We start from the raw sequence: 26084 nt of genomic DNA, 5'->3' as shown, positions 1-26084 counted from the left end.
GTATGCCTGAGACTAGCTTTAAAATTTCGAATTTTGAAATTTTAAGGAGCATGGAAATCAAGCTATATCATTGAATAAGCGTGCACCTGCTTAAAAAGAAATTACTTGACAAAAGGGGTATTCATCAAAATTTAAAGCATTTATTCTCCAGTTGGCGTTTTTCAGCACGCCCTAACTAATAGCGGTAAAAAAACTTGGAAGCACTTAGTGAAATCTGATATTTTGTTCCCCCCTTCTTAATCCCCAAATAAGGCGCATACACATTGCTTAAATAATTTTTTTAACATGTTTTCCCTATAGTTTTTGTAGACTTTTGTTTTTCCCGAAAAATACTCCGTATATTTGTCATACTAATAATTGGTATGACACAAGAGCAATTCAGCAAGTATTCCTTTCTATTGGACCGAACAGCACGCAGGGTCAAGCAATATGCGCAGCGAAAATTCAAACTCAATGATTTTGACATTACGGTAGACCAATGGCTGGTACTTAAGAACCTCTCTGAAAACGACTTGCTCAGTCAATCAGAATTGGCACAATTGGTATTTAAAGACCAGCCTACTCTGACCAGGATTATAGATATATTGACCAAAAAGCAATACGTAGAAAGGAAACCACATCCTCAGGATAGGAGAAGTTTTCAGTTGGTATTGACTGAGTCAGGGCAGCAAAAAGTCTCAGAACTCAAACCTCAGATTTCATCCATTCGGGAAAAAGCATGGGAAAACCTCAATGAAGAGGATTTTGAAGAATTCAAAAGGATACTTAACACCATATACACCAATTTGGAATAAGGGAAGAAAATAATATTTAAATTAGTTGTTATACTAATTATATTTGCACGAACAATATCGAGTAAGAAAGGTTTCTATTAAATATAAAACACTACAATCATGATCACTACGGACATTTGTATCATTGGAGCTGGGCCGGTTGGCTTATTTGCAGTTTTTGAAGCTGGTCTATTGAAGATGCGTTGTCACCTGATTGACTATTTGCCTCAAGTGGGAGGTCAGCTTTCTGAAATTTACCCACAAAAGCCCATCTATGACATTCCCGGATATCCTGAGGTCAAAGCTCAGGAGCTAGTAGATAACCTAATGGAGCAGATCAAGCCTTTCAAGCCTACTTTTACATTAGGAGAAAGAGTAGATCACCTGGCCAAGCAAAGTGATGGCTCTTACATCATCACTACCAATGACAAAACTCAGGTACATGCACAAGTGATTGTAATTGCAGGAGGATTGGGAGTGTTCGAGCCAAGAAAACCTGCATTGGAAAAACTTGACCATTTCGAAGGAAAGGGAGTTACCTATATGGTAAAAAACCCTGAGACTTTCAGAGACAAGAAAGTAATTTTGGCAGGTGGAGGAGATTCTGCTTTAGACTGGACGATATACTTGTCGAAAGTAGCACAGAGGGTCACCCTTGTACATAGAAATGAAACTTTCCGTGGCGCTCCGGATTCGGCTTCAAAGGTTTTTGACTTGGCCAATGAAGGCAAAATAGACCTCATTCTTTCTGCTAACCTGAAGGAACTTGGAGGTAATGGCCATCTCAATACCGTAAAGCTTGAAAATAAAAGCAAGGAAGAGATCACTATTGATACAGATTACCTGATCCCTCTCTTTGGCTTGAGTCCAAAGCTAGGCCCAATCGCAGATTGGGGACTGAGCATTGATAAAAATGCCATCGAGGTGGACACCAGGGATTACTCCACAGGAGTGGAAAGGATATATGCCATTGGTGACATAAATACTTATCCTGGAAAATTAAAACTGATTCTTTGTGGCTTCCATGAAGCAGCCATCATGATGCACTCCGCTTTCAAATATGTATATCCTGACCAAAAATTGAGCTTTAAATACACAACTGTCAACGGTGTCAATTCTTTTTAATAATATTGCAGCATGGTAAAATTCACTGTAGAAGACCATGACGGTAACCGTCAGGAAATCGAAGCTCCGGATGACATGGGGCTAAGTCTTATGGAAGTATTGAAAGCTTCAGAATACCCTGTATTGGCAACTTGCGGTGGAATGGCTTTATGCGCTACCTGCCATGTTGAAGTATTGGAAGGTGAAGATGAATTGGGCGATGCTACTGATACCGAATTGGATCAACTGGAAAACCTCCCTGAGTATTTCCCTACAAGCCGACTGGCCTGTCAGATACGGATATCTCCTTTAATGGAAGGCTCTGTAATCAAACTCAGAGGTGAAGACAATTAATACAAGCCCTTGACTTAAAGTTGAGGGCTTTTTTTATGGGAATAAAAAAACAAGCCTTGTGCCATTCTCCGCACTGTCTACTTGAATGTCCACATTCAGGTAAAGGGCTATTTTGAACATAAGCTGCATACCAAAACCGGACTTATCCTTTTCAGCGTCTTTCAAAAAGACAAGTCCTTCTTTCACCTGATTTAAAATTTCATCTGGAATGCCACTTCCAGTATCTTTAATATTGATCTGAAATCCCCTTTCTCCAAATTCAGAAGAAACAAGTATTGCTCCTCCCTTAGGAGTGTACTTGATTGCGTTGCTGATGGCATTTCTCAGCATCATCAGCAAGAGTGACTTATTGGTATCCGGAATCACATGACTCACAGTCTTTTGAAGTGAAAAATTTATTTTCTTATCAGCCGCTATGGGTTCCCAATCTTCAAAGACCTCTTCCAGCAGCGCTTTGATTTCTACTTCTTCAGTTTTGATAAACTGTGCATTGTTCACTTTGGAAATCAGAAGTAGGGCATTAACAGTCTTTTTCATATGGGCTATTGTTCCCTGCATATCCAAAAGCTTCTCCATTTGGACATGATCCAGTTCCTGAGCTGCAAACATGGCCTCTACTTTGGATTGGAGGACCGAGATGGGAGTTTTCAATTCATGAGAGGCATGGGAAATAAAGGTTCTCTCCTGATTAAAAGCCTTTTGAATCCTCGTCATCATGTCTGCTATACTCCTATCAAGGATTTGAAACTCTTCTGTATTGGTATCAATCTTTTTATAGTCGTATTGTTGCGGCTGGTCTATGGATGAAAGTTTTCTTTTTACAATCCTATGGAATGGGGCCATGACAGTGTTTGCAAATTTGTAATCGAGCAAAAATGAAAGAATCAGGAAAACCATGATAATCCCCACAAAAATCCTGAAAACAATATCCTTAAACTCCTGTATGGTCTGCAAACTGCGGCCTATTTCCATCAAAATACTATCTTCCCCTGACATAAATGTAGTAGCCAGTACCCTATAGGGTACAGAAGCATCGTCCAAAATCCTTTCTTCCACAAAAATGGTATCAGAAGAAAATACGTAATCCACTTTTTCAATCAGGATGTATTCTTCTTTGAGAAGGTTATAACTCCCATAGCCAATATCCCTGTTTTCTTCTGAGATAAAACTTTCAATCCCTTCAGATTCAATGATAGCCAGCACTTCCAGCTTTTTTTCTTCCAGTAGACTGTCTGTATTTTTTACTGCCAAGTATTCAATCAAAAACGGACCTAAGGCCAGAAATGCTACCAGCAGCATACCTTTCGCTAAAAAATTATAAATCAAAAATTTGGCTGAAAGCTTCATTACAAATCAGATTTTGACTTTATAACCCAAACCTCTCACCGTCTCCAGCCAATCTGTAGCAGCATATTCTCCCAGCTTTTTCCTGATATTTTTGATATGCACATCTATGTAATTGGATTGGTAGTCATCATCAAGGTGATCACCCCAGAGGTGTTCGGCAAGCTGAAAGCGATTGAGCACCCTATTCTTATTGATCAATAAAAATTGTAGCAATGCAAATTCTTTGGAAGTAAGTTTGATCTCAGTCTTTGCATACATGATTGTTTTAGCAGCAAAATCCACTTCAAATTCTCCGATGGGAAATTGTTCTTTCTTCCAGCCCCCTTTTCTTCTAAGAATCGCCTGCATTCTTGCTTTTAGTTCTAGCAGGGAAAAAGGCTTGGCCAGATAATCATCCGCACCCATCTGAAGCCCTTTCACCTTATCGTCTACTTCAGAGCGTGCGGTAAGGATGACGACAGAAGCATTACCCTGACTTAATTCATCTAAAAGCGTCAATCCATCTCCATCAGGTAATCCAAGATCCAGCAGGACGAAGTCATAATCATTGACCGCAATATTTTCGGAAGCTTCCCTCAAAGAAGTAGAAACATCACAAATGAAAGATTCCGTAACAAGAAATTCGCTGATTTCTTTGACCAAATGAGGTTCATCTTCCACTAATAGTACTCTCATTTCCTGCTTTTAATTCTTTTTTTGATAGGTAAGGAATAAGATGCCTGAGCCAAAAACAAGTATCTTGGCCTGGACGGATCAAATAAAGGTACATTAAATGGACGTACATACCTAGACTGGAATTCAAGTTCAAACATCCCCTTGGTGAAAGTCAAGGGCAGCATAAACTCTGTACTTAAAAATTCGAATTGATTTAAGGCCTCACGTTCTTCGGGGAAAATCTCAAAATTCCCCATAAGATAGAAATTGCTGGTGCCTGCCATAATGGAAAGCTTAGGCTCAAAGGAGACGGTAATGGATTTAAATAGTCTTTGATCTATTTCAAAATACCTGGAATGGTGACTGGACAAAAAAAGGTCTATACCAAATTCGCTAAACAATCCCTGTGTCTGAAAGCTACTGTACAAAGGCCCCCATTCCCATCCAAAACTACCCTGTACAAATGCAAGGTTTTGAATCCCGGCAATAGCACTTTCTCCGGCAACCAAGAACTGCGAAACACTGATATTAATATCTGTTTTTTCACTCAAGTCTGTGGCATAGCCTAAGGAAAGCGCATATTGCCAGGGTAGGTTCTCTTCAATGAATTTCAAGGCGGAGAGGTTGACATAGACCCCACTTCGAAAATAATACATCAAATCCGTGGAAAGAACCGGAATATCTAGACCGAAATCTCTCCCCATGAACGTGAATGCGTTTTGGAACCTTGGATTGACTATGACAAAATCATAACCAATGCTATCAATGGACTCTGTTTCCACAGAATCCTGATCTTGGGCTAATAACTGCCCTCCAAATGAGGCAAGAAACATTACTGTTAAAAAAAGCCTTCGGATCATTTCTTTTATCTGGGTGAATTAGATTTGATAATATCAGAATGTAAGATCAACCTCCTCCGGGATTTCCGGGAGGATTATTAGGTCTGTTGGGAGGATTATTGGGTCTTCCAGGAGGTGTGTTGGGTCTGTTGGGTGCAGGCCTATTGGGTCTGACCACAGGCGCATTAGGCCTGGATTGGGGTACATTTACAGATGGTCTTGCCTGGGCCGGAAGCTCTGGCTTACCTGCATTGGCTGGTCTGTTGGCATTCCCGCTATTCCCTCTATTTCCGTTGTTTCCCCTATTGGATGGATTATCATTTCCGATATCAGCGTTACCTCTAGATGCGTTGCTATTGGCTCTTTCCTTCATTAGAGTGCTTCTTCTTGCAGCACTGGAAATACTGATTCCTCTTTCTTTTCCTTTTTCGGCAGCTGCTTCATTTGCTTCCTGAACAGTTCTGATTTGATCCGGCTTTTTTGCTGATTCTTGCTCATTGGTTTGCGCTAAGACAACACTTGTCCATAAGCACAAAACCATGATCATCAACATTTTCATAGGATTCCTTTGTTTAGCTTTCAAAGAACGATATTTAAGGCTTAGTTCCAAAATATTATCCCTTCATTTGGGACAAACCATGAAAGCTGCCTTAAAACTTTATGATCAAACTTTTTGATCACAGTTCAAAGAAAGCACCATAAGATGAAGAGAAGATGAAGAAAAGGCTTTTGGGCTATTTTTTTCTGAAAAGTTTGCCGACCATTTCCTTGAAGTTTTCCACGTGATTTACACCACTGATAATGGGATTGATCAAAAGTGTTCCTCCAAAACCACTGTACTCTTTCTGATCAATATCAAACTGCATGGGGTAAATAAGAATGTAATTGTTTTTTGCGAAATATTTATTGAGGTATTTAGGAAGTTTATTCATATTTGAATTGAAGGAAACACCATTTCTCCTGCTCATAACTACCATCAAACAATCATTTTCTTTCAAATCTCTGGAAATAATCAAAAAATCATCCCAGTCAGAAAATTCAAAGAAAGAAGCCTCAACTGAGAATCTTTTTTGGACTAGTTTAATGTAATCCAATGTAGCTCTTGATCCATAAAAAATAAGCTTTGCACCAGTATTTCTTCCTATATTCCAAAGTCTATATAACCAATAAATAAATCCCATTTCCTTTTCAGCATTTTCGGGCACTACAATCAAATACCTTTTGATAGTATTCAAGGGCTGGGTACTTTGATAAATCATCGCAGTTACATTACACCTGCTTAGGATACCTTCTGTCAATTTGCCTAAAAATGATCCAGAAAGCTCTTGATTCTTGTGCAGCCCTAGTATAATATCAGTAGCTTTATTTTCTTTGACTACATTGGTTATTCCATTTACAATATTGGAATCATAGCGAATTAATTCCTTGAGCTTATTGTCTGTGGCGGAGGCAAAAACACTTGCCTTCTCCAATAATTTCTTGGCGTGCTTTTCTTTAGATTCGTCCTCAGCATCGGAAGGCACTATATTCAAAGCCAGTAAGGATTCTTTGGAGGAACTGGATTTAATTGTAATCCCTAAATTGATTAGTTCCTCTATACTTTCTGGATAGTTTATAGGTATAAGGATCTTTTCCTTGGTTTCGGAATTTTCTTCCTCCGCTCCATTTTCTGTTTCCTCTTCCAAAGCAAGTTTTGAAGCCCCCTTCTGCGCCACAAATGAAGCGATGGTACATGTCACTAATATCATAAGAATAGTCCCATTCAAAATGCTTTCAGACAACAACCTTATTGCCTCCCCTTCTGGACTTGTACCAATTTGAATATTATATCCAACTAATACTGCCGCAAGAGTCGCAGCAGCTTGGGCATTGCTCAGCCCAAATATTACATCCCTTTGAGCACTGCTAAACCGAAACGTTTTTTGGGTAAAATAAGCTGCCAAAAACTTAGAAAGTGTTGCAATCACTGACATGGTAACCGCAACTTTGATCGTTTCAAAATCTGTAAAAAACACCCTGTAATCAATCAACATCCCCACTCCAATCAAAAAGAAAGGAATGAAGAGTGCATTTCCGACAAACTCAATCCTATTCATTAAAGGAGAAGTGTGAGGTATCAGCTTATTCAATGCCAACCCTGCTAAGAATGCTCCGATGATTGCCTCAATACCTGCAGCTTCCGCTAAAAAAGCTGCCAAAAACACCAATGCCAAAACAAATATATATTGGGAAATATTGTCATCATTTTTTTTGAAAAACCACCTGCCCAAGACAGGAAATAAAAAAACAACTATTGCTGCAAAAACAACCACAGATATACCCAATCTGACCCAGAAGTCATTTGTCAATTCTCCTTGGGACATCCCCACAATAACAGCGAGTACCAATAGGGCCAAAGTATCGGTAATCACAGTTCCTCCCACGGTAATATTTACTGCTTTGTTTTTCACTACACCCATTTTACTAATAATGGGATAGGCAATTAAAGTATGTGAAGCAAACATGGAAGCAAGAAGAATGGAGGTTGGCCAACTAAAACCTAAAAAATAATACCCTGTAGTGGTACCCAAAGACATAGGAATGATAAATGTATAAAGTCCAAATATCATACTTTTGCCACTATTTTTTTTGAAATCAGCCAGATCAATCTCTAAACCGGCCAAAAACATAATATAAAGAAGCCCTACTGTACCAAACAAAATCACACTGCTGTCTCTCTCCAACAAATTGATACCATTTGGGCCTATTATGGCACCTGCAACTATCAACCCTATCAATTGTGGGATTTTTATTCTATTCAATAAAATAGGAGCAAAGAGTATAATGAATAAAATACTTGAAAAAATCAAAACAGGATTACTCCACGGTAAACTAAAATTAAGTTCGGCTACTAAAATCATCATTATTTATTAACTTACTTTAATCGGCTAAAACCCCAATAAATTCTAAAGATATCATAAAATCAATTAATCTTACCTAAAAGATACTAATACCGACAGTAATAAAAATCACTGTACTGAATAAACAGCTTTAAGTCAAATAAGGAGACTCCGAATATTTGTCAGGTTTTATATAATTCAAAACACCTTGCGTTGATACAACAGTTTGAAAACTTCCTTGGTTTCTTAAATGTTTGAGATGTTAAATTAATTATGATTTGAATATAAATGAGCTGTTTGATTTTCTGGAATGGTTAGTATGAGAATGGATAATTAAAATAATTTCGAAAATTGAGGAGAATTGCAAATTAAGAAACCCAAAAAAATATTGATCAATCAATCTTTTGAAGGAATTTATAAGTAAAATAAATGCACCTCCCGAGATATTCAAATATAAAAACATATCCTATCCACTTCACCTTTTCATAATCAATTTGCGTAACTAAAATCACTCCAATTATCACTAAGTAAATGTTCTTAAACCAAAATAGTAATATGGTCCTCACTGTTTTCATTTTTCCCTTAGAATTAATGTGGACGGAATATCTGCAAGCCATAAACTTTTTGTTTCTATTAAATCTTTCCAACTGTGATGACTGATGATCATAAGGTTTTGTACTTGAAGAAAATCTCTATCTACAGTTTTATCTTTTATCAATTGAATATGATTTGGAGCCGTCTGCTCTATCAATCGGATAGATTCTTTAAATTCCATATTGTCATCCAATTTTCCGGATGCATCAAGAAATGTAATCTGTGAACCCGAGTTGTTAATAAGTTTTTGGGCATAACCCAATAAAAACTGGTCCGACTTACTGAACACCGGAATGAAAACTACCGAAGCACTTTCAAAACCTTTATCTATCAATATTCCGACAGGCGCCTCAGTTTTTTTAATAATATTTTTGGTCCTTTCATCAAAAGGTGAGTTTTCAAAAAAACCTTTTCTACCGGTGACCTGATTATATAATTTTTCGGGGCTGATTATTTTGGTGGTAAATCCAAGTACTTTACCCAGCATGCTTCCTTCAAAGATGGATTGCCCTTCTCCGATAAGCAACAAGTCAAAGTCACCTTTATTGGTAACATCAATAATGTCTGAATCAATATCATGGGTAGCCTTGAAAAGGGTGAGAATCTTTTGATCCAACTTTTCAGACTCAGATTTGATTGGAGCAAAACTCTCTTCCTCATATTGTTTTCTGTTATATTGGTTGATTTCATCCACAGGTGTAAGGTGCATAGCTGTAAGGCTGGCATTTCCATTGGCTTTTTTAACAAATGCATGGGCCAATCTCAATAAAGAGCGGCCCCTTTCAGGGTGTCCAAATGAAATTAGAATTTTAAACTTCCCTTGCTGGATTATTTCCTCAGGAATCAGATCCAGTTTTTTCCTAAATCCCCAGTTAATCAAATCCAAAGCTGGGCCTGTCATAAAAGTGGTAACTAAAGCCATTATCACCATCATGGCAAAAATTTCAGGAGTCAAAACCCCAAGATCATATCCGATATTCAAAACGACCAACTCCATCAAACCCCGGGTATTCATCAAGGCTCCTATTGTTAGACTATCTTTCCAATTTTGGCCTACATATTTTGCTGCTATGGCACTTCCAATAAACTTTCCAACAATAGCTACCAAAATTATCATCCCCGTGACTTTCCAGAGGTAGGGATCGTTCAATAACCCAATTTCTGTTCGGAGGCCTGTATAAACAAAAAACAAAGGAAGCAACAAGACCAAAGCCACATCTTCAACTTTCTCGATAAAAATATTTCTAAAGCTTGTATTAATAGGCATAATCGCTCCAGCCATAAATGCGCCAAAGAGTGCATGAATACCAATCACTTCAGTGGCGTAAGCGGATAGGATCAAGGTCAGGAAGAAAATCGCAACGATAGGTTTACTCAAATTTTCTTTGGTGTTGTATAAATCTCCCACCCTCTTCAAAAAAGGTCTTACAACTTTTATCATGAACAAAACATATAGAACTGCCAGGCCAATCGTATAAAGAGCACTTACAAAAGAACCTGCTTTCACGATAGCAATTACAGCTGCCAAAAGACACCATGCTGTAATATCATCTGCTGCTGCACAGGTGATGACTACAGTTCCAAGTCTGGATTTATGCATCCCCCTTTCTTGTACTATTCTCGCTAAAACCGGAAAAGCTGTGATGCTCATAGCTATACCTAAGAACAAGCCAAAGGAAAGAAACTGAACTCCCTCAGGTGAAAAGGAAGTATAGATATAATAAGCCAGCCCCATACCAAGGGCAAACGGAATGATAATACTGGCATGACTGATGACTACCGCATCGTGGGCTTTGTTTTTCAACACACTGATATCCAGCTCCATTCCTATGACAAACATAAAAAGTATCAGACCTATCTGGCTCAAAAACTGGAGATTACCAAGTGATTCTATAGGGAAGAGATTGTTGAAAAACTCAGGAAAATATAACCCGATGAGAGAAGGTCCAAGAACAATACCTGCGATAATCTCACCTATTACAGTAGGCTGACCGATTTTCCCGCAAAGCCAGCCAAAAAATCTCGCTACCAAAATGATGGTCACAATCTGGGCCAATAATATAGCTAAGGGGTGTTCGAAATTATGGATCAGGGAATCCATGAATTCCTTCCATTGTGACTTTCCGGTCGTTGGGATGACAATCTCCCTCCCTTCCTCAAGTCCGGAACCAAGCTGTACTATCCAATACATCAGAAGTGTAAATCCCCCTATAACTCCAATGTAAAAAAAACTATTTCTGAACTTGTTCATTCAATTTTATTTTTGCTAAGCCCATTATGGAATTTTCAATTTCTATTGATGTTGGAATTTGGCAAAAAATCAGAAAGCCTTACATATCATTGGAACAATCCCTAAAAAAACTGTAACAAGACGGAGTTTTTTTGTAAAAAAATCTGAATGTAGTTTCAAATAAAAGCATCTAAATTTTACCCTTGGACAGGATTTTCGATTTTAACGAAAAAAGATCCAAAGTAAGGTGAGAAATATAAACCTCATCTTCTACGAACTTGTCAAACTTATAGCAATCCTTATACAAAATCTCAAGGCGCTGCTCCATACTTGTGATCCCTAGGCCTCCTGACAATTTTTCCAAAGGAGGTTTAGCGGAAATACTATTAGAGACAGTCAGAATAAAAAACCCATCATGAAACTGGAAGGTAACATGGATAAAAGAGTCCCCTTTTTGTAGATCCGCATGTTTGAAAGCATTTTCTATCAAATCAATGGTAATCAATGGCGCAATTAATTTTTGGTCAAACATGGGTTCGTTTGGGCCTATTTTGGTTTTGACCTTAAGTTCAAACAAGGGGCTAAGTTTTATTTTATTTATTTCTATCAAATCTTTGGCAAACTGAATCTCTTCTCTTGCAGTGACAAACTTATTCTTACTTTGATAAAGAATGAAATCCAGCACGCCGGACATTTTGTCCAAGGCAAAATAGGTTTGATACGCATGAGACTGAATTGAATTAAGGATATTTTTGAATAGGTGAGGGTTCAGTTGATAATCAATAATCGCTAAATCCTTGGTATTAACTTTCTCAGTTAATCTAGACAATTCCTGATCCAAAATTTCTCTTTCTTTGATCAAGGACTGGGACTTTCGATACAAGTGCAGCGCAAACAAAGACATGATCAGCAGCCCTATTCCCAATAAGGCCGGATAGCTAGTTTCAAGAAGATCAAACCAATTTTTCATTAGATTTCTGGTTAATCACAATACCCTTTCACCCGATTATGATCCCACCTGCATTTGTTCGAAATAGGCTTCCATTAACTTCAAAGTTTGATTTTTAAGTTCATTGAACTCGGGATGCTCCCTTAATTTGACCCTATCACGAGGATGTTCAAACGGTACTTCTATCACTTTGCCTATACTGGCTACCTCTTCGGCCTTAAGAATGATAATCCTATCGGCCATCAGCAGCGCTTCTTCCACATCATGTGTTACCAAGATGATTGTCTGATGCCTTTTGTAATAAAGCTCCAGGATTTGGTCCTGCAATTTTGCCCTTGTAAAAGGATCCAAAGCACCCAAAGGTTCATCCATGAGCAATAATAGTGGCTGCACAGCCAAAGCACGGGCAATTCCAACTCGCTGCTTCATCCCCCCGGAAAGTTCTGAGGGTTTTTTATTTGCGGCAGCTTCTAAATGAACCATAGCGATATGTTCACTTACGTGATCTTGCTTTTGCTGTTCAGACATATGAGGCATCACCTCATCCACAGCCAATTTGATGTTTTCAAATACCGTCAACCATGGCAGAAGGGCGTAGTTTTGAAAAATCATCATCCTTTCCTTTCCTGGCTTTTTGATTTCTTTGTCCTCCAACACTATGCTCCCCCCGCTGACGGACTCCAATCCGGCAATCATCCGCAAAAGCGTTGATTTTCCGGAACCAGAATGTCCAAGTATGGCCACAAATTCATTTTCGTATACGGTGAGGTCAAGCCCGTCAAAAATCACATTTGTGGCCCCGTTATTTGTATACTGCTTTTGAAGTTGCGTTACTTCCAACAATTTTTTGGGATTGTTATTTGTAGGTGTCATCATCTTCTTATAGTTTAATTCATGTAATAAGGTTATCAACCGGAATATCTAAAAGATTCTAAGTATCCATTCAGGTCAGAAGCATCAAAACTCTTCCCATCGATAAAGCGATTCCCGGATTCTACTTTATAATCGCTGTTCGGGCAATCAATCCCCAATTCTGCCACAATTTCCCGATACAAGTCTGTTCTCCATGATTTTTTAGCGATAGCAATAGGGTCATCAGGCAGGTTAGGGATTTGCTTCCATCGAGCTGATTGGCTCATCAACCATAGCGCTTGGGACTGCCAAAGGAAAGTTGAATGGTCATTTGGATCTCCTTTGATATCTTCAGGCAATTCATAAAAAATAGTAGCATCCGCCATACGCCTCATTCTTTTTTTGCCGTCAAAACCCCCATAATTGTAATTTCCCACCAAAGCCGGACTGGTAAATTTAGCTGCGGCTCCTGTAAACGCTCTGGCAGATGCCAGTTCTGCTAATTCTTCCCTGTTTTCAGGTTTATCGCACCAGCGGCATGCCTCTACCATGGCTTTGATCAGTGAGCGGTAGGTATTCGGATATTTTTCTATAAAGGATTCCATTACAGCCAGTAAGCGGTCAGGATGCCCTCTCCAAATCTCAGACCCATGTGCAAAAGTGAATCCGACGCCTTCATTCCCTGAAATCGCCCTGGTATTCCAGGGTTCGGCCACCATATACATGCTCATGGCTCCTATACGCATATTGGTCACCATTTGAGGAGGCGGAATAATCATAATCCTAAAATCTTCCCTGGGATTCATATCCGCGAGTGATAGCAGGTATCTGATAAAGTATTCGTAAATGGCCGAACTCAGTACCACTGCCACATTTCGTTGGCTATCGGGTAATTTTGTAAAATAGTTCTTTAGATCATGGCCCATCTTCTCCAAATCACCTTTATATTCATGAAGAGGTCTAACCCCAGCATCCCACATAGCCCTGTTCATGGTAATCGCATTTCCATGTCTGTGAATTGTCATTCCTGCACATAATTTAGCAGGCATGGCTCCCTCTGCTCCGGTTTGGGCATTGACTACCGCTCCTGATACTACAGGTGCCGCATCCAATCTTCCAAAAATGATCCCATCCCTTGAAGCTGCCCAACTGGATTCTCTGCTGAGAGTTACATTGAGACCATATTTTTTAAAAAAACCCTTTGTATAGGCTACAGCGAATGGGATACAATCATTGACTGGCACAAAGCCAATAGTTAAATCAGGCTTTTCCAGACTTTTGGGATCCACTTCTGGAACCACATCCTCAGGTTGTCTGATCAAGCTGACCGCCGAACCCCCCGGCGTGCCACAAGAATACAACAAGGAGGATCCTGCTAAACCGGCACCAAATAGCTTGAGAAATTCTTTTCTATTATATTTTCGATGAATCATAATCTTAACCTTCTATTTGTTCGATTTTAAAATAGGACTGGATTTTTCGGATGATCAGGTCCAGTGCCAGTCCAGCAAGACCAATGACAGCAATGGCCAACATGACAGAACTTAAGTTGAGCCTGTTCCACTCATCCCATACAAAAAACCCAATACCCTGACCACCCGTGAGCATTTCTACAGCTACGATCACCAACCAAGCTATACCCAAACTAATTCTAAGGCCGGTAAAAATGTAGGGTAAGCTGGAAGGCAAAATGATTTTGAAAATCTGTTTCCATCTTGGCATTTCAATAACACTCGCCACATTAAGGTAATCTTTGGGAACACTTCCCACCCCCACAGCTGTATTGATCACTGTGGGCCAAAGAGAGGTGATGAAAATCACAAAAATCGCGGATGGGTTGGCAAGGTTGAACACAGCCAGCGCCACAGGAAGCCATGCTACAGGGGAAACAGGCCTGAGAACCTGAATCAATGGGTTAAAAACCCTGTTGGCAGTTGAAGAAAGACCGATCAAAAATCCTAAAGGGATGGCCACGATGGTTCCCAGAAGAAATCCTATAAGTACCCGCTTTAAACTTTGGAAAAGCAAAAAACCTATCCCGACATCCCCTGGCCCCCGGACATAAAAAGGGTTAGACAGGTAGTCCAGATTAGCCTTTAAGGCCACCAATGGAGTAGGCATCAAATTGGTCAGGTATTTGGCAGTCAACCACCAAGCGGTAATAAGGAGTGCAAAACCTCCAATTGGTAGAAATACAATCTTGACAATATTCGAAAGTGGATAAGATGAGGTTTTCATATACAACGGTTTAAATAACTTTTACAAATAATTCAATCGCATTCCCAATCCTATGCCTACATGCCACTCTCCATTTTCTGTTGCCGTTTTGGGATTGTAATACAAGGGAATTTGAATGGCGAACAACTTATAGCTATAGGTAAAACCTACACCGAGATTGAGGGTGACAAAAGCGTTTCTAGGTTCAGATCGGTCTCTCTTATACCGGAGAGAGGGCAATGCACTGAGTATATATTTATGATGCCCATAGGTCATGTTGATGTTGGGACCTGTGAAATTGGTAAAGCCTCCTCCATTCACAAAACCGAAAGCAAACACACCATCAAAAGCTGAAACCCGTACTGTTGACTTGGACTCAGTGTCTTCCAAGTTTTGGGGAAAAGCCAGATTAATTGCTAAAAACAAAACAATAAAGGTAAATACAATCTTTAATTTCATGTTTCTATAATTGTTTTTCAGCGGTAACATAACCTGCCTCAACCCTCGGGGGAATCTCGCAATTATAATCATGCCAGTGTGTGGCGTGTTCGTTATGCTCGATTTCATGATATTTAAGTTATTTAGATTAGTGCCGGGAGATGGTCAATTTTTATTCAAAAAAACTGACTACCTAAGCATAGGTATTCCCATCCCCGGACTTAATATCTTTAGATTTAGAATTTCATTATTTTTTGCCAAAACTTTAATCCTTTTCTATATTCCTCCATAATTGGGAAAAAAAGTTCTCCTGTACTTGGAGGAGTTAGGACTATTCCATGAGCACCTGATGCAATGACAGTTTGTAAATTTTGTATTGTTTTACCCCCAGTGGCCAATAGAGGGATTCCCGGAATAATACTTTGTACTTTTTCTAAAAGAAAACCTGTATTTTTTCCGCCAGTAATATGAATAATATCTGTCCCTGCATTAATTTTTTCGGTTAAACCAATTGGCATTTGGTTTTGGCGCACCCCAAATAGCCTCTGTTTTCAGCATGATTTCCATAATTTTGACAAGTTGATTTCTATGCAAAAATGCAAAGACACTTTTCAATTAGTTTACGGATGCAATTTCTATGGGCTAATATGTAATGAAACAGAAAAAAAGTGTAAAATGAATTACCGGATTTTTTCTAAAAACTGATTTCTGTAATTTTCACTTAGTGTGAAACTGAGGAATTTCCCGGCCTCATTTTGGAGATTGGAACTGATCTCGTCAAAAGAAAATACCTGTACTGCTTTAAGTGATATTATTTCTTTTTTATTGATTCTACAAAATTCAGACTGAGGCAACAATTCCAGTAATTTTTCAAAAGTTATATTCTTCAAAACGAATTCTTCCCCATCAAACAATTTTGCGATTTTGTCCCGACTATCTATTCCGGACGTTTGGATCAAAGCAATCTTCTCAAAAAACAAAATGGCTTTACCTTTATCGGTATTTAGCTGAAAAAAGGTTTTTTTGGGTACTGATGGCTGATTTCCAAGAATCTTCTTTGCTTTCAAGATGGCTTGCTTAAGCCTTTCAAGCTTTACAGGCTTTCTGATGTAGTCAATGGCATTCAAATCAAAAGCTTCAGCAGCATACTCTTTGTACGCAGTAGCAAAAATCACTGGTTTGCCGTTCATCAAATTAGCAATCTGCAAACCATCGATACCTGGCATTTCTATGTCCAAAATACAGAAATCAAAGTCCAGCCCTACGCTTTCTCTGATAAAATATTCAGAATTGTTGAATGCTTTTACTACTTCAATTTCGTCTATTTGCTCGCATAGCATCTTAAGGTAGGTTAGCCCGGGAAGCTCATCATCTAGAAGCAAGCATTTCAGCTTTGTGTCCAATTAGATTTATTTTTAACTGTGCAAAATATATATCTCCTTCTGAAAACCTTTGAAGTTTGAAGTTCTTACCGTAAATAATACTCAAGCGATGTTCTAATGTTTCAATACCTAGTCCGCTTTTTTCTTTTTTTAATGGCGGAGTCCTTGAAATTTTGTTGGATACAGTAAGGCTGAATTGACTATCAATAAACTCAAAAATCACTGATATGAATGAATCCGAGCTCTGAAGGTCTGCGTGTTTAAAAGCATTTTCCAACAAATCAATCGAAATAAGTGGTGCCATTAGCCTCTGTTCAAACAAAGGTTCATTCGGATTGATTTTCGTTTTGACTTTTAAATTAAATAAGGGGCTGATTTTTATTTTATTGATTTCAATTAGATTTTGAGCAAACTCTACCTCCTCTTTAGGAGTAACAAACTTCTTTCTGCTTTCATACAAAATATAGTCAAGAACATTGGCTAGTTTATCGAGTGCAAAATAGGTTTGATAAGCATGGGACTGTATAGAATTAAGAATGTTTTTAAAAAGATGGGGATTCAGCTTGGATTCAAGAGATTGTAGCTCAAGCTTGTTTATTTTGCCTTCTAATTGATGAAATTTATTTTCCGATTCCTTTCTTTTTCTTTGAGATTGCCTAAGTTTATAAATGAGATAGAAAATTATCATCAGTAAAAACACTCCAACTATAAGGGAGATAATTACTATTGAATTTTCTATTTTACTAATCATTTTTGCAGATTATTAAGTTTAATTGTCATGGTCATTTTTCTTTGGCCACGATTTAACTTTTAGCTCATTTTTCCTATGAGTTGTTCTAAAATTTCCTTGGCTGCCTTCGAAAGAACTGTCCCTGGGCCAAACACAGCTGCTACCCCTGCCGCATATAAAAAGTCATAATCCTTGGGCGGAATGACGCCTCCTGCTATGACCATAATATCTTCCCTGCCAAGCTTCTTCAGCTCAGCAATCAATGCAGGCACAAGGGTTTTGTGCCCGGCAGCCAAGGAAGAGGCGCCCACTATATGTACATCGTTTTCCACGGCTTGCATGGCCACTTCTTCAGGTGTCTGGAACAAGGGTCCGATATCCACATCAAAACCCAAATCCGCAAAACCTGTTGCAATGACCTTTGCTCCTCTATCGTGTCCATCCTGTCCCATTTTCGCCACCATTATTCTTGGCCTCCTACCTTCCATTTCGGCAAACTTATCAGCAAGCGCTTTGGCCTCCTTAAATCCCTGATCGTCTTTTGCTTCTCCGGAATATACTCCTGAGATAGACTTAACCGATGCCTTATGCCTGCCAAATTCCTTTTCCATTGCCATAGAGATTTCCCCTAATGTAGCCCTTTTTCTCGCTGCTTCTACAGCCAATTCCAGTAAATTGCCTTTCCCGGACTTACATGCTTCCGTGATGGCATCCAAAGCTTTTTCCACCGCCCCTTGATTTCTTTCTGCTTTTAGCTTGGCTAGCCTTTCCAGCTGGGCTTTTCTTACGGAATCATTGTCCACCTCTAAAATATCAAACTCTGACTTGTCTTCAGTCTGATAACGGTTTACCCCAACAATGGTATCCTTTCCACTGTCTATCCTAGCCTGCTTCCGGGCCGCAGCTTCTTCAATTCTCATTTTGGGAATGCCTGCTTCGATGGCTTTGGCCATCCCGCCCAGGCTTTCCACCTCTTCTATCAGTACCCAGGCTTTTTCTACCAATTGATCCGTAAGGTACTCTAAGTAAAATGACCCGCCCCAAGGATCCACCACCTTAGTGATGTTGGTTTCTTCCTGCAGATACAGCTGGGTATTGCGGGCAATTCTTGCCGAAAAGTCGGTCGGCAAAGCTATGGCCTCATCAAAAGAATTGGTATGCAAAGATTGTGTATGCCCCAGAGCAGCAGCAAGTGCTTCTACAGCAGTCCTTGTCACATTATTGAAAGCATCCTGCTCGGTCAATGACCACCCTGAAGTCTGACAATGTGTCCTCAAGGCAAGAGACTTTGGGTTCTTAGGGTTAAACTGACTTACAATTTTCGACCACAACAGGCGCCCTGCCCTCATCTTGGCAATCTCCATAAAGTGATTCATTCCTATGGCCCAAAAGAAGGACAACCTTGGAGCAAAATCATCAATATCCAAACCTGTCTCAATACCTGTCCTCAAATATTCAAGGCCATCTGCCAAAGTATAGGCCAGCTCCAGTTCAGCAGTAGCTCCGGCTTCCTGCATATGATATCCTGAAATGGAAATAGAGTTGAATTTAGGCATGTGCCTGGAGGTGTATTCGAAAATATCCGCAATGATGCGCATGGATGGCTGAGGAGGGTAGATATACGTATTCCTCACCATAAACTCTTTCAGGATATCATTCTGAATAGTCCCGCTCAGCTTTTCTGACGCAACCCCCTGCTCTTCTGCAGCCACAATATAAAAAGCCAAAATCGGGATGACCGCCCCGTTCATGGTCATAGACACAGACATTTGATCCAAAGGAATCTCATCGAAAAGTACCTTCATGTCTAAGATAGAATCTATAGCCACTCCCGCTTTACCTACATCACCCACAACTCTTGGATGGTCAGAATCATAACCTCTATGAGTAGCCAAATCAAATGCCACTGAAAGTCCCTTTTGCCCTGCAGCAAGATTTCTTCTGTAAAAAGCATTGGACTCCTCTGCCGTAGAAAAGCCGGCATATTGCCTGATGGTCCATGGCCGCATCACGTACATCGTACTATATGGACCCCTAAGATATGGAGGAAGCCCAGCTGCGAAGCCTAAATGCGCTGGCCTCTCCGCCCCTTCTTCAAAATAGGAAGGTACTTGGATCTTTTCGGCAGTTTCCCATATTTCAGCCGTGGGTTTGTTTTTAGGAGTAGAACAATCCTCCCCAAATTTCTTTATATCAGGTCTCATTTTTTTTCAAGGTTAGGAAATTCGATTAAAAAACCATCTCTAAGCGGCAGCAATTGCCAAGTTTCTTCTTCCCAGTTCTCCAAAGCATTTTTCGGATCTTCATTTTGTAAAAGGTATTTGTTCACTCCTACTTTCACTTTATGGGCATTCTTAACTTCCTCCAGTCTTGTGTACCTTGCTGCTTTGACCAAGTCCTGCAATTGGTGGTTTTCGAAGTTTACCCACCAGCCTCCTTTTTCTTCTAAAATCTGCAACTCTCTTTTTACTTTGTCAATAATTCCTGCTTGCACACATTCTATAAAGTACGTCCCTGCCACAGGGTCCAAAACTTTATCCAGATAACATTCTTCTTTGAGGATATTGGAGATATTCCTGGCCATACGTTCTGAAAAAGAATCAATTTCATCTATAACCTCATTGTGTGGCCTTACCCACAAGGCATCACAGCTCCCCAAAATGGCCGACATAGCCTCTGTAGTGTTTCTCAACATATTGGTATGCACATCAGAGGTAGCCTTTGTCCAATAGCTGCTTGAAGCAAACAGTTTGACATCCTCCAGTATGAAGTCTTCTTTGTACAAAATGGCGAGCTCAAAAAAAGCAATTTTGAAAACCCTGAGTTTGGCAATTTCCAAAAAGAAATCCGAACCTGCAGCCCCCTGGAGAATTGTTTTCTTCAAGATATCAACAGGCAGTATTCCCCTATCAGTCAATCCGTCCATCAATTCTATATATCCTCCCAAAGAAAGGAAAAGCTGTTGTACAGGACTTGCACCGCAATCATGATAATGTGCAGCATCCACTGAAATAAGCCTGAAAGAAGGGAACTTAATTCCAATTTGAAGCAATTTCTCTGCAATATCCAGCTGATCTTGTTTTAAGCACTTGCTTTCCAGACAGCTGGTCATTGGATCCCAAAGCAATCCCCCTTTCAAATCATTATTTGAGAAATCAGAGCGCTCCATCCAATTGAAAAAATCCAAGGTTCTTTCTGTAATCTCATTTTCTACTCGAAGGTAAACTTCAATGTACCTGACGTCAACTTCTGAAAGCAGGATTTCAAAATCCACTTTACCCTTCAAATCCAAAAGCAAAGCATCGGCACCTCCCATGAGTGCTTTCAAAATATTTTTGTTATCTGCCTTTTCATCATTGACCCTGACCGCATGGACATTGGACCAAAATCTTGGGCCTGTTCCCGGAATCTCCGATGGCACATTCAGTCTGTTCCGAAACTTTTTCAGAAAACCCAAATCATGGGAGTCCTCTTCAGTGTAAAAAGGGAAAAGGTCTATGCCGTCAGGGGCATTGGTCACTAAGGTTTTTTGAAAATCTTTACCCTTCAGGTCCTTAATGGCCAGATTGACCCATTCATCTTTGCTAACTTTCTGGAATTCAGCAAAAAGATTGTTTTTCATATTTGGGTTTAGTTTTAAGCTTTTGCTAAAAATCAATAATCTAGGGTTTCCGCATGCGGAAATCATCTATCTTTAAGAATCAAAAATAAGACTTACAAGTTTCAAAAACGATTATTTGCCTTCAATTCAATAAAATGGTAAAGCCAATATCGCTGATCAATCGCTTTCTTCTACTGGGTTTTTTGCTTTTGTTGTCCTGCGCCACCCCGCTTCCAAAATCCGCTCAGGCCACTTTTATATCCATAGATGACCAAGCAGAAATTCATGAACCAAGTGAAAGGTTTGTAAGCCCTTTTAGAGCTAATCTAGAGGCAGAAATGAACAAAGTGATTGGAACATCTTCTACCGAACTCAATAAAGAAGGAGTTGGAGAAACTTCTCTTGGAAACCTGATCACCGACCTTCAAAAAAAGCATGCCGAAGAAACTTTTGGATATCCTGTCCACATTTCCGCTATGAACAATGGGGGTATCAGAAATATACTTCCAGCCGGAGACATTACATTGGGACATATTTATGAGTTATCTCCATTTGACAATTACCTTTTCATTCTGGAGCTGAATGCCGAAAAAGTCCGACAATTGGCGGAATATGCCGTTACCAGAAAAAGCCTTGGACTCTCCGGACTCTATGTTGAAAGTCAGGGGGGTACTTTGACCAGTTACAGCATAAATGGTGAAGCAGCAGAAGAAGGCAGAACATACCTTCTGGCTGTGAATGATTACATGGCTTCCGGAGGAGACAACCTCGCATTTCTGATAGATGCACCAAGAAAAGAAGAGACAGACATTGTCCTTCGGGATCTACTGATCACTCAGATCAAAAAGAAAACCAAAAAAGGTGAAAAAATAGAAGCATCCATAGAAGGAAGACAAAAAATAAATTGAAATGAAAAGAAGGGACTTTCTATATAAATCATTGATTACGGGTGTTGGACTGGCTTATTCGGGGAATTTTCTCCAAGCCTCTCCCCTACCTTCTGAAAAAAGAATCACGATCCTCCACACCAATGACATGCATTCGCGGATTGATCCTTTTCCGAATGACGGAGGAAGAAACGCCAATCAGGGAGGAATGACCAAGTTGGCTTCAGTAATAACCAATATCAGAAAGGAAGAAGAGCATCTTTTACTTCTTGATGCCGGAGATGTCTTTCAAGGCACCCCATATTTCAACTTCTATGGGGGTGAGCTGGAGTTTAAACTGATGAGCCAAATGGGTTTTGATGCCTCCACTATTGGCAATCATGAATTTGACAATGGACTGGAAGGAATACTGGAGCAGCTGCCAAATGCATCCTTTCCACATATCATATCCAATTATGATTTTTCGGACACCATACTTCGGAATAAAACCCTTCCATATAAAATCTTCAAAAAAGACGGAGTAAAAATCGGAGTATTTGGACTTGGAATTGCTTTGGAAGGATTGGTCGCCAAGAAAAATTATGGAAACACGGTCTATTTGGACCCGGTAGCCATCGCCAATGAAATGGTTTCAGAACTTCGGTCCAAAAAATGTGAGCTGATCATATGTCTTTCACATCTGGGATATTCTTATAAAGGAGAACAAATAGATGACCTGAAGCTGGCTTCGGCAGTAAGCGGAATTGACCTGATCATAGGAGGTCATACCCATACCTTCCTAGATGAGCCTGCCTTGGTAAGTAACCCTCAAGGGCACAAAACACTTGTTCACCAAGTGGGAACAGGGGCCTTACGTTTAGGAAAAGTAGATTTTGTGTTTTCCCAAGACAATAGAATGAAATTAGCCTCAAGCAATAGTTTGCCAATTTCTTAAAAAGTCAACCTGATTTTGATTTTTTATTTAAATATATTTTCCCCAAATTTGATGCCCCCGTATTTCGCAGGGTTGGGGTTTTAATTCTTTTCAGCACAGTTATTTTAGCGTATTAATGAGTTCAGAGGCTACTGCAGTTTGGAGTGAATGTTTACGTGTTATCGAGCAACACGTCAACGAACAAAGCTATTCTACCTGGTTTAAGCCTATCAACCCTGTTAGATTGGAGGGCAGCAGCCTGACCATTCAGGTTCCCAGTCAGTTTTTCTACGAATGGCTGGAAGACAACTATGTACAGGTTCTGAAGCTGGCAATCAAGTCAATCTTAGGGCCCAATGGAAGACTTGAATATGCAGTCGTGGTAGACAGGGGCAATTCCCAAAACCAGCCTTATGTGGTTTCTTATCCTCAAAGCAACTCATCTTCTCCAAACAAAAAAGTACCTGAAAAAACGGATCATAAGAGCCCATTTGAAATGCAGTCGCTCAACAGTGATATGCTGCTTCAGTCCAATCTTAACCCAAACTACACTTTCAGTACTTATATAGAAGGGGACTGTAACAGACTGGCCCGGTCAGCAGGGTTTGCTGTGGCTACTAAGCCCGGTATCACTTCTTTTAATCCCCTTATGGTATATGGAGGAGTAGGACTTGGAAAGACCCACTTGGTGCAGGCCATAGGCAACGAAATCAAAAACAGCCCTGAAGAAAAGTTTGTACTATATGTTTCCTCTGAAAAATTTGTAAACCAATTTATGGATTCCATCAAGGATGGTAACGTAAAGAGTTTTACCAATTTTTACATGCAGGTAGATGTCTTGATTATAGATGATATACAGTTTTTGGCTGGTAAAGACAGGACCCAGGAAATGTTTTTCCATATTTTCAACCACCTCCACCAAAGCAAGAAACAGATCATCATGACCTCTGACTGCCCCCCTAAGGACCTCAAAGGCTTGGAAGAGAGATTATTATCTAGATTTAAATGGGGTCTGACAGCAGATCTTCAAATGCCCGACTTCGAAACCCGGGTGGCCATCATCAGAAGAAAAATGCAATCGGAAGGAATCTATATTCCTGATGATGTAATAGAATATCTAGCGTATACCGTAGACACAAATGTCCGTGAACTGGAAGGGGTCATGATTTCTCTGATCGCTCACGCTTCCCTAAATAGGGTCGAGATTGACCTTACTTTGGCAAAAACAATCATGAAAAATATTGTCAAAGACATTGAAACAGAAGTTGGTATTGATTACATCCAAAAGACTGTTTCAGAGTACTTTGATATCAAAATCGATGACCTCAAAGCGAAAACCAGAAAAAAAGAGATCGTGACTGCCCGTCAAGTAGCCATGTATTTCTCCAAGGAATTTACCAATCACTCACTTAAGTCCATAGGGTATCATTTTGGGGGTAGGGATCACAGCACCGTTATACATGCCGTACAGACTGTCAATGACCTGATAGAAACCGACACGACTTTTAGAAATTCGGTAAATGATCTGAAGAAAAAATTCAAAATGAGGTCTTATTGATCTAAAAACACTTCATTTACTATACCATCAAGGTCTTTTAAGGAAAATCTAAGAGGGGTGGCTCCCAACACATAGGGACCAATTTCATAAGGATTATAATAAAGTACAAACTCATCACCCTCTGCTCCCATACTGACCGGAAGAAAAAACCCACTTGTATCATTGAGAAAAAACCGTCCGTCTTCCTCAAGGCTGCTCGATTCTTCCACCTCATGGTAAGACCTGAATTTCTCCTCTCCCAACCTATACATACTTTCATAATCCTTTAGCAAATCTTCATTTTTGATCAATTTTGCCTTGGGTTTGTCAAAATTAAGGTATTGGCGAAAAGAGTTGGGATGAGCCCCACCTGAATAGTTGTAAGCATCGAACCTGATGGAAATAGCCTCTTTGTTTTGAAAAGTCAGCTCGGCATTTACATCTACTTCCCAGCTTTGCGAAAAAGAAAATTCTTCAGAAAATTCCAAAAAATCATCCAAAAACCGCTGAATGGACTGAGAAAGTGACTCTTCAGTATTCAACTCTCCATAGCCCAACATCATCACCAACTGTTGTTCTACATGTTCATTGAGAATTTCAGCCGTATTGGTCCCGTCTGTGAAAAATGGATAATGCAGAAGTACTGTTGCACAGTCTTCACCGGAACACACTTTCTTTTCAAGGTCCTTATGCTCAAAAGCCAATCTGGAAAACTGTTCCCTGGACTGGCAGGAATACAATACTAAAACACAAAGTAGAGCTATTCGGTACATTTAATCTTCATTTTTTCGGATAAATCTTTCCACCAGAGTTCTCCCTAAGGTGATGGAAGAAAGCTTTCCTTTTCTGACATCTTCCAAAGAAGCATTTAAAACTGCCTTTATATCCTTATCCTGGTAAAATCTGCTTGTCAGCATAAAGGAAATATGTTCATGAAGCCAGTTGACCCTTTGCGAGGCACGGTTGCTTTCAAAATACCCTTTGCTTTTCACCTGTTCAATAAAGGTGCCGATCATCTCCCAAATGTCTTGCAGCCCTTCTCCACTTAATGCCGAACTCATCTTCACTTTGGGCGTCCACCCATTTTCCTTCAAAGGAAACAAATGCAGGGCATTGGCATATTCTCTTTTGGCTTTTTTGGAAGCTTCCACATTTTCTCCATCGGCCTTATTGATGACCAAGGCATCACACATTTCTATGATTCCTTTTTTTATCCCCTGTAGTTCATCACCTGCACCTGCAAGCATCAAGAGTAGAAAGAAATCAACCATTCCCCTGACGGAAATTTCCGACTGACCCACTCCCACTGTCTCAATGAATATTACATCGAAACCTGCGGCTTCGCACAAAATCATTGCCTCCCTGGTCTTAGCGCTTACGCCCCCCAGTGTAGTGCCGGCAGGGCTGGGGCGTATATAGGCCCTCTTATCCGCCGATAACTTTTCCATTCTGGTCTTATCTCCCAAAATACTTCCACCTGAATTTTGACTACTGGGGTCCACAGCCAAGACAGCCAACTTATGCCCATCTTCGATCACTCTGATACCAAATGCCTCTATAAAAGTACTTTTTCCCACCCCTGGAACGCCAGTAATTCCTATTCTAATGCTATTTCCGGAATAGGGTATTACCTTTTCCATCACTTTATCTGCAAGCATCTGATCGGACTCAAGTGTACTCTCCACCAAGGTAATAGCTCTGCTGAGAACCATCCTGTCTCCTGACAAAATACCTGACACGTATTGATCTACTGAAAGTCTGTTCCGTTTCAATTGAGATTTTTTAAGGAAGTTTAAATATAACA

24 protein-coding genes are annotated in these 26084 nt (G+C 39.8%); 6 read left to right on the top strand and 18 right to left on the bottom strand.

The window, feature by feature from the left end; genetic code table 11:
- Positions 1 to 362 precede the first annotated feature (362 nt).
- The 3 genes from EGN73_RS19640 (at position 363) to EGN73_RS19630 (ending at position 2231) form a co-directional block, all read left to right on the top strand.
- A complete protein-coding gene (locus EGN73_RS19640; RefSeq protein WP_219293523.1) occupies positions 363 to 794 on the top strand; it encodes a MarR family winged helix-turn-helix transcriptional regulator in 432 nt (143 codons plus the stop codon).
- 99 nt (positions 795 to 893) lie between these two features.
- Positions 894 to 1898, top strand: a complete 1005-nt coding sequence (locus EGN73_RS19635) for an NAD(P)/FAD-dependent oxidoreductase (protein WP_219293521.1) — start codon at positions 894 to 896, stop codon at positions 1896 to 1898.
- 12 nt (positions 1899 to 1910) lie between these two features.
- On the top strand, positions 1911 to 2231 hold the full coding sequence (locus EGN73_RS19630; RefSeq protein WP_219293519.1) for a 2Fe-2S iron-sulfur cluster-binding protein: 321 nt from the start codon (positions 1911 to 1913) through the stop codon (positions 2229 to 2231).
- Between the two features lie 33 nt (positions 2232 to 2264).
- On the opposite strand, the gene EGN73_RS19625 is transcribed toward EGN73_RS19630, so the two are convergent.
- The 16 genes from EGN73_RS19625 to EGN73_RS19550 all read right to left on the bottom strand — a co-directional run bounded on the left by EGN73_RS19625 (position 2265) and on the right by EGN73_RS19550 (position 20964).
- On the bottom strand, positions 2265 to 3578 hold the full coding sequence (locus EGN73_RS19625) for a sensor histidine kinase (RefSeq protein ID WP_219293517.1): 1314 nt from the start codon (positions 3576 to 3578) through the stop codon (positions 2265 to 2267).
- Between the two features lie 6 nt (positions 3579 to 3584).
- Positions 3585 to 4253: a response regulator transcription factor gene (locus EGN73_RS19620; RefSeq protein WP_219293515.1), complete on the bottom strand. Its 669-nt coding sequence runs from the start codon at positions 4251 to 4253 to the stop codon at positions 3585 to 3587.
- On the bottom strand, positions 4250 to 5092 hold the full coding sequence (locus tag EGN73_RS19615) for a hypothetical protein (RefSeq protein WP_219293513.1): 843 nt from the start codon (positions 5090 to 5092) through the stop codon (positions 4250 to 4252). The genes EGN73_RS19620 and EGN73_RS19615 overlap by 4 nt, the downstream gene beginning before the upstream one ends.
- A 46-nt stretch (positions 5093 to 5138) precedes the next feature.
- Positions 5139 to 5654: a hypothetical protein gene (locus tag EGN73_RS19610; protein ID WP_219293511.1), complete on the bottom strand. Its 516-nt coding sequence runs from the start codon at positions 5652 to 5654 to the stop codon at positions 5139 to 5141.
- A 151-nt stretch (positions 5655 to 5805) separates the two neighbouring features.
- Complete coding sequence (locus tag EGN73_RS19605; protein ID WP_219293551.1) at positions 5806 to 7971, bottom strand: cation:proton antiporter domain-containing protein; 2166 nt, start codon at positions 7969 to 7971, stop codon at positions 5806 to 5808.
- A 550-nt stretch (positions 7972 to 8521) separates the two neighbouring features.
- Entirely contained in the window at positions 8522 to 10795 is a 2274-nt protein-coding gene (locus EGN73_RS19600) for a cation:proton antiporter (protein WP_219293509.1), read from the bottom strand.
- 169 nt (positions 10796 to 10964) lie between these two features.
- A complete protein-coding gene (locus tag EGN73_RS19595; RefSeq protein WP_219293507.1) occupies positions 10965 to 11744 on the bottom strand; it encodes a sensor histidine kinase in 780 nt (259 codons plus the stop codon).
- A gap of 36 nt (positions 11745 to 11780) precedes the next feature.
- Positions 11781 to 12599, bottom strand: coding sequence for an ABC transporter ATP-binding protein (locus EGN73_RS19590; protein WP_219293505.1), 819 nt, complete (start codon positions 12597 to 12599; stop codon positions 11781 to 11783).
- Positions 12600 to 12631: 32 nt separating this feature from the next.
- Positions 12632 to 14008, bottom strand: coding sequence for a CmpA/NrtA family ABC transporter substrate-binding protein (locus tag EGN73_RS19585; RefSeq protein ID WP_219293503.1), 1377 nt, complete (start codon positions 14006 to 14008; stop codon positions 12632 to 12634).
- 4 nt (positions 14009 to 14012) lie between these two features.
- The gene (ntrB, locus tag EGN73_RS19580; protein WP_219293500.1) at positions 14013 to 14813 is read right to left on the bottom strand and encodes a nitrate ABC transporter permease; all 801 of its coding nucleotides are present in this window, start codon (positions 14811 to 14813) and stop codon (positions 14013 to 14015) included.
- Between the two features lie 21 nt (positions 14814 to 14834).
- Entirely contained in the window at positions 14835 to 15251 is a 417-nt protein-coding gene (locus EGN73_RS19575; RefSeq protein WP_246611673.1) for a hypothetical protein, read from the bottom strand.
- Positions 15252 to 15466: 215 nt separating this feature from the next.
- Positions 15467 to 15748, bottom strand: a complete 282-nt coding sequence (locus EGN73_RS19570; protein ID WP_219293498.1) for a hypothetical protein — start codon at positions 15746 to 15748, stop codon at positions 15467 to 15469.
- Positions 15749 to 15910: 162 nt separating this feature from the next.
- The gene (locus EGN73_RS19565; RefSeq protein WP_246611672.1) at positions 15911 to 16570 is read right to left on the bottom strand and encodes a LytR/AlgR family response regulator transcription factor; all 660 of its coding nucleotides are present in this window, start codon (positions 16568 to 16570) and stop codon (positions 15911 to 15913) included.
- Between the two features lie 28 nt (positions 16571 to 16598).
- Positions 16599 to 17363: a sensor histidine kinase gene (locus EGN73_RS19560; protein ID WP_219293495.1), complete on the bottom strand. Its 765-nt coding sequence runs from the start codon at positions 17361 to 17363 to the stop codon at positions 16599 to 16601.
- 59 nt (positions 17364 to 17422) lie between these two features.
- The gene (gene scpA / locus EGN73_RS19555) at positions 17423 to 19546 is read right to left on the bottom strand and encodes a methylmalonyl-CoA mutase (protein ID WP_219293493.1); all 2124 of its coding nucleotides are present in this window, start codon (positions 19544 to 19546) and stop codon (positions 17423 to 17425) included.
- Positions 19543 to 20964, bottom strand: a complete 1422-nt coding sequence (locus EGN73_RS19550; RefSeq protein ID WP_219293491.1) for a methylmalonyl-CoA mutase family protein — start codon at positions 20962 to 20964, stop codon at positions 19543 to 19545. Before EGN73_RS19550 ends, scpA begins: the two co-directional genes overlap by 4 nt.
- A 134-nt stretch (positions 20965 to 21098) precedes the next feature.
- On the opposite strand from EGN73_RS19550, the gene EGN73_RS19545 reads away from it, so the two are divergent.
- From EGN73_RS19545 to dnaA, 3 genes are all read left to right on the top strand, one after another.
- Positions 21099 to 21851, top strand: coding sequence for a 5'-nucleotidase C-terminal domain-containing protein (locus tag EGN73_RS19545; RefSeq protein WP_219293489.1), 753 nt, complete (start codon positions 21099 to 21101; stop codon positions 21849 to 21851).
- A gap of 1 nt (position 21852) precedes the next feature.
- Positions 21853 to 22764, top strand: coding sequence for a bifunctional metallophosphatase/5'-nucleotidase (locus EGN73_RS19540; protein ID WP_219293487.1), 912 nt, complete (start codon positions 21853 to 21855; stop codon positions 22762 to 22764).
- Between the two features lie 115 nt (positions 22765 to 22879).
- Positions 22880 to 24301: a chromosomal replication initiator protein DnaA gene (gene dnaA, locus EGN73_RS19535; RefSeq protein ID WP_219293485.1), complete on the top strand. Its 1422-nt coding sequence runs from the start codon at positions 22880 to 22882 to the stop codon at positions 24299 to 24301.
- Here the strand turns inward: dnaA and EGN73_RS19530 are convergent.
- Both EGN73_RS19530 and meaB read right to left on the bottom strand, forming a co-directional pair.
- Complete coding sequence (locus EGN73_RS19530) at positions 24295 to 25053, bottom strand: PdaC/SigV domain-containing protein (RefSeq protein ID WP_219293483.1); 759 nt, start codon at positions 25051 to 25053, stop codon at positions 24295 to 24297. The genes dnaA and EGN73_RS19530 overlap by 7 nt on opposite strands.
- Positions 25054 to 26052: a methylmalonyl Co-A mutase-associated GTPase MeaB gene (meaB, locus tag EGN73_RS19525; protein ID WP_219293481.1), complete on the bottom strand. Its 999-nt coding sequence runs from the start codon at positions 26050 to 26052 to the stop codon at positions 25054 to 25056.
- Positions 26053 to 26084: the final 32 nt, after the last annotated feature.

It is taken from the genome of Arthrospiribacter ruber (genome assembly GCF_019343195.1).
GTDB lineage: Bacteria > Bacteroidota > Bacteroidia > Cytophagales > Cyclobacteriaceae > Arthrospiribacter > Arthrospiribacter ruber.
This window is presented reverse-complemented; position numbering and strand designations above follow the sequence as displayed.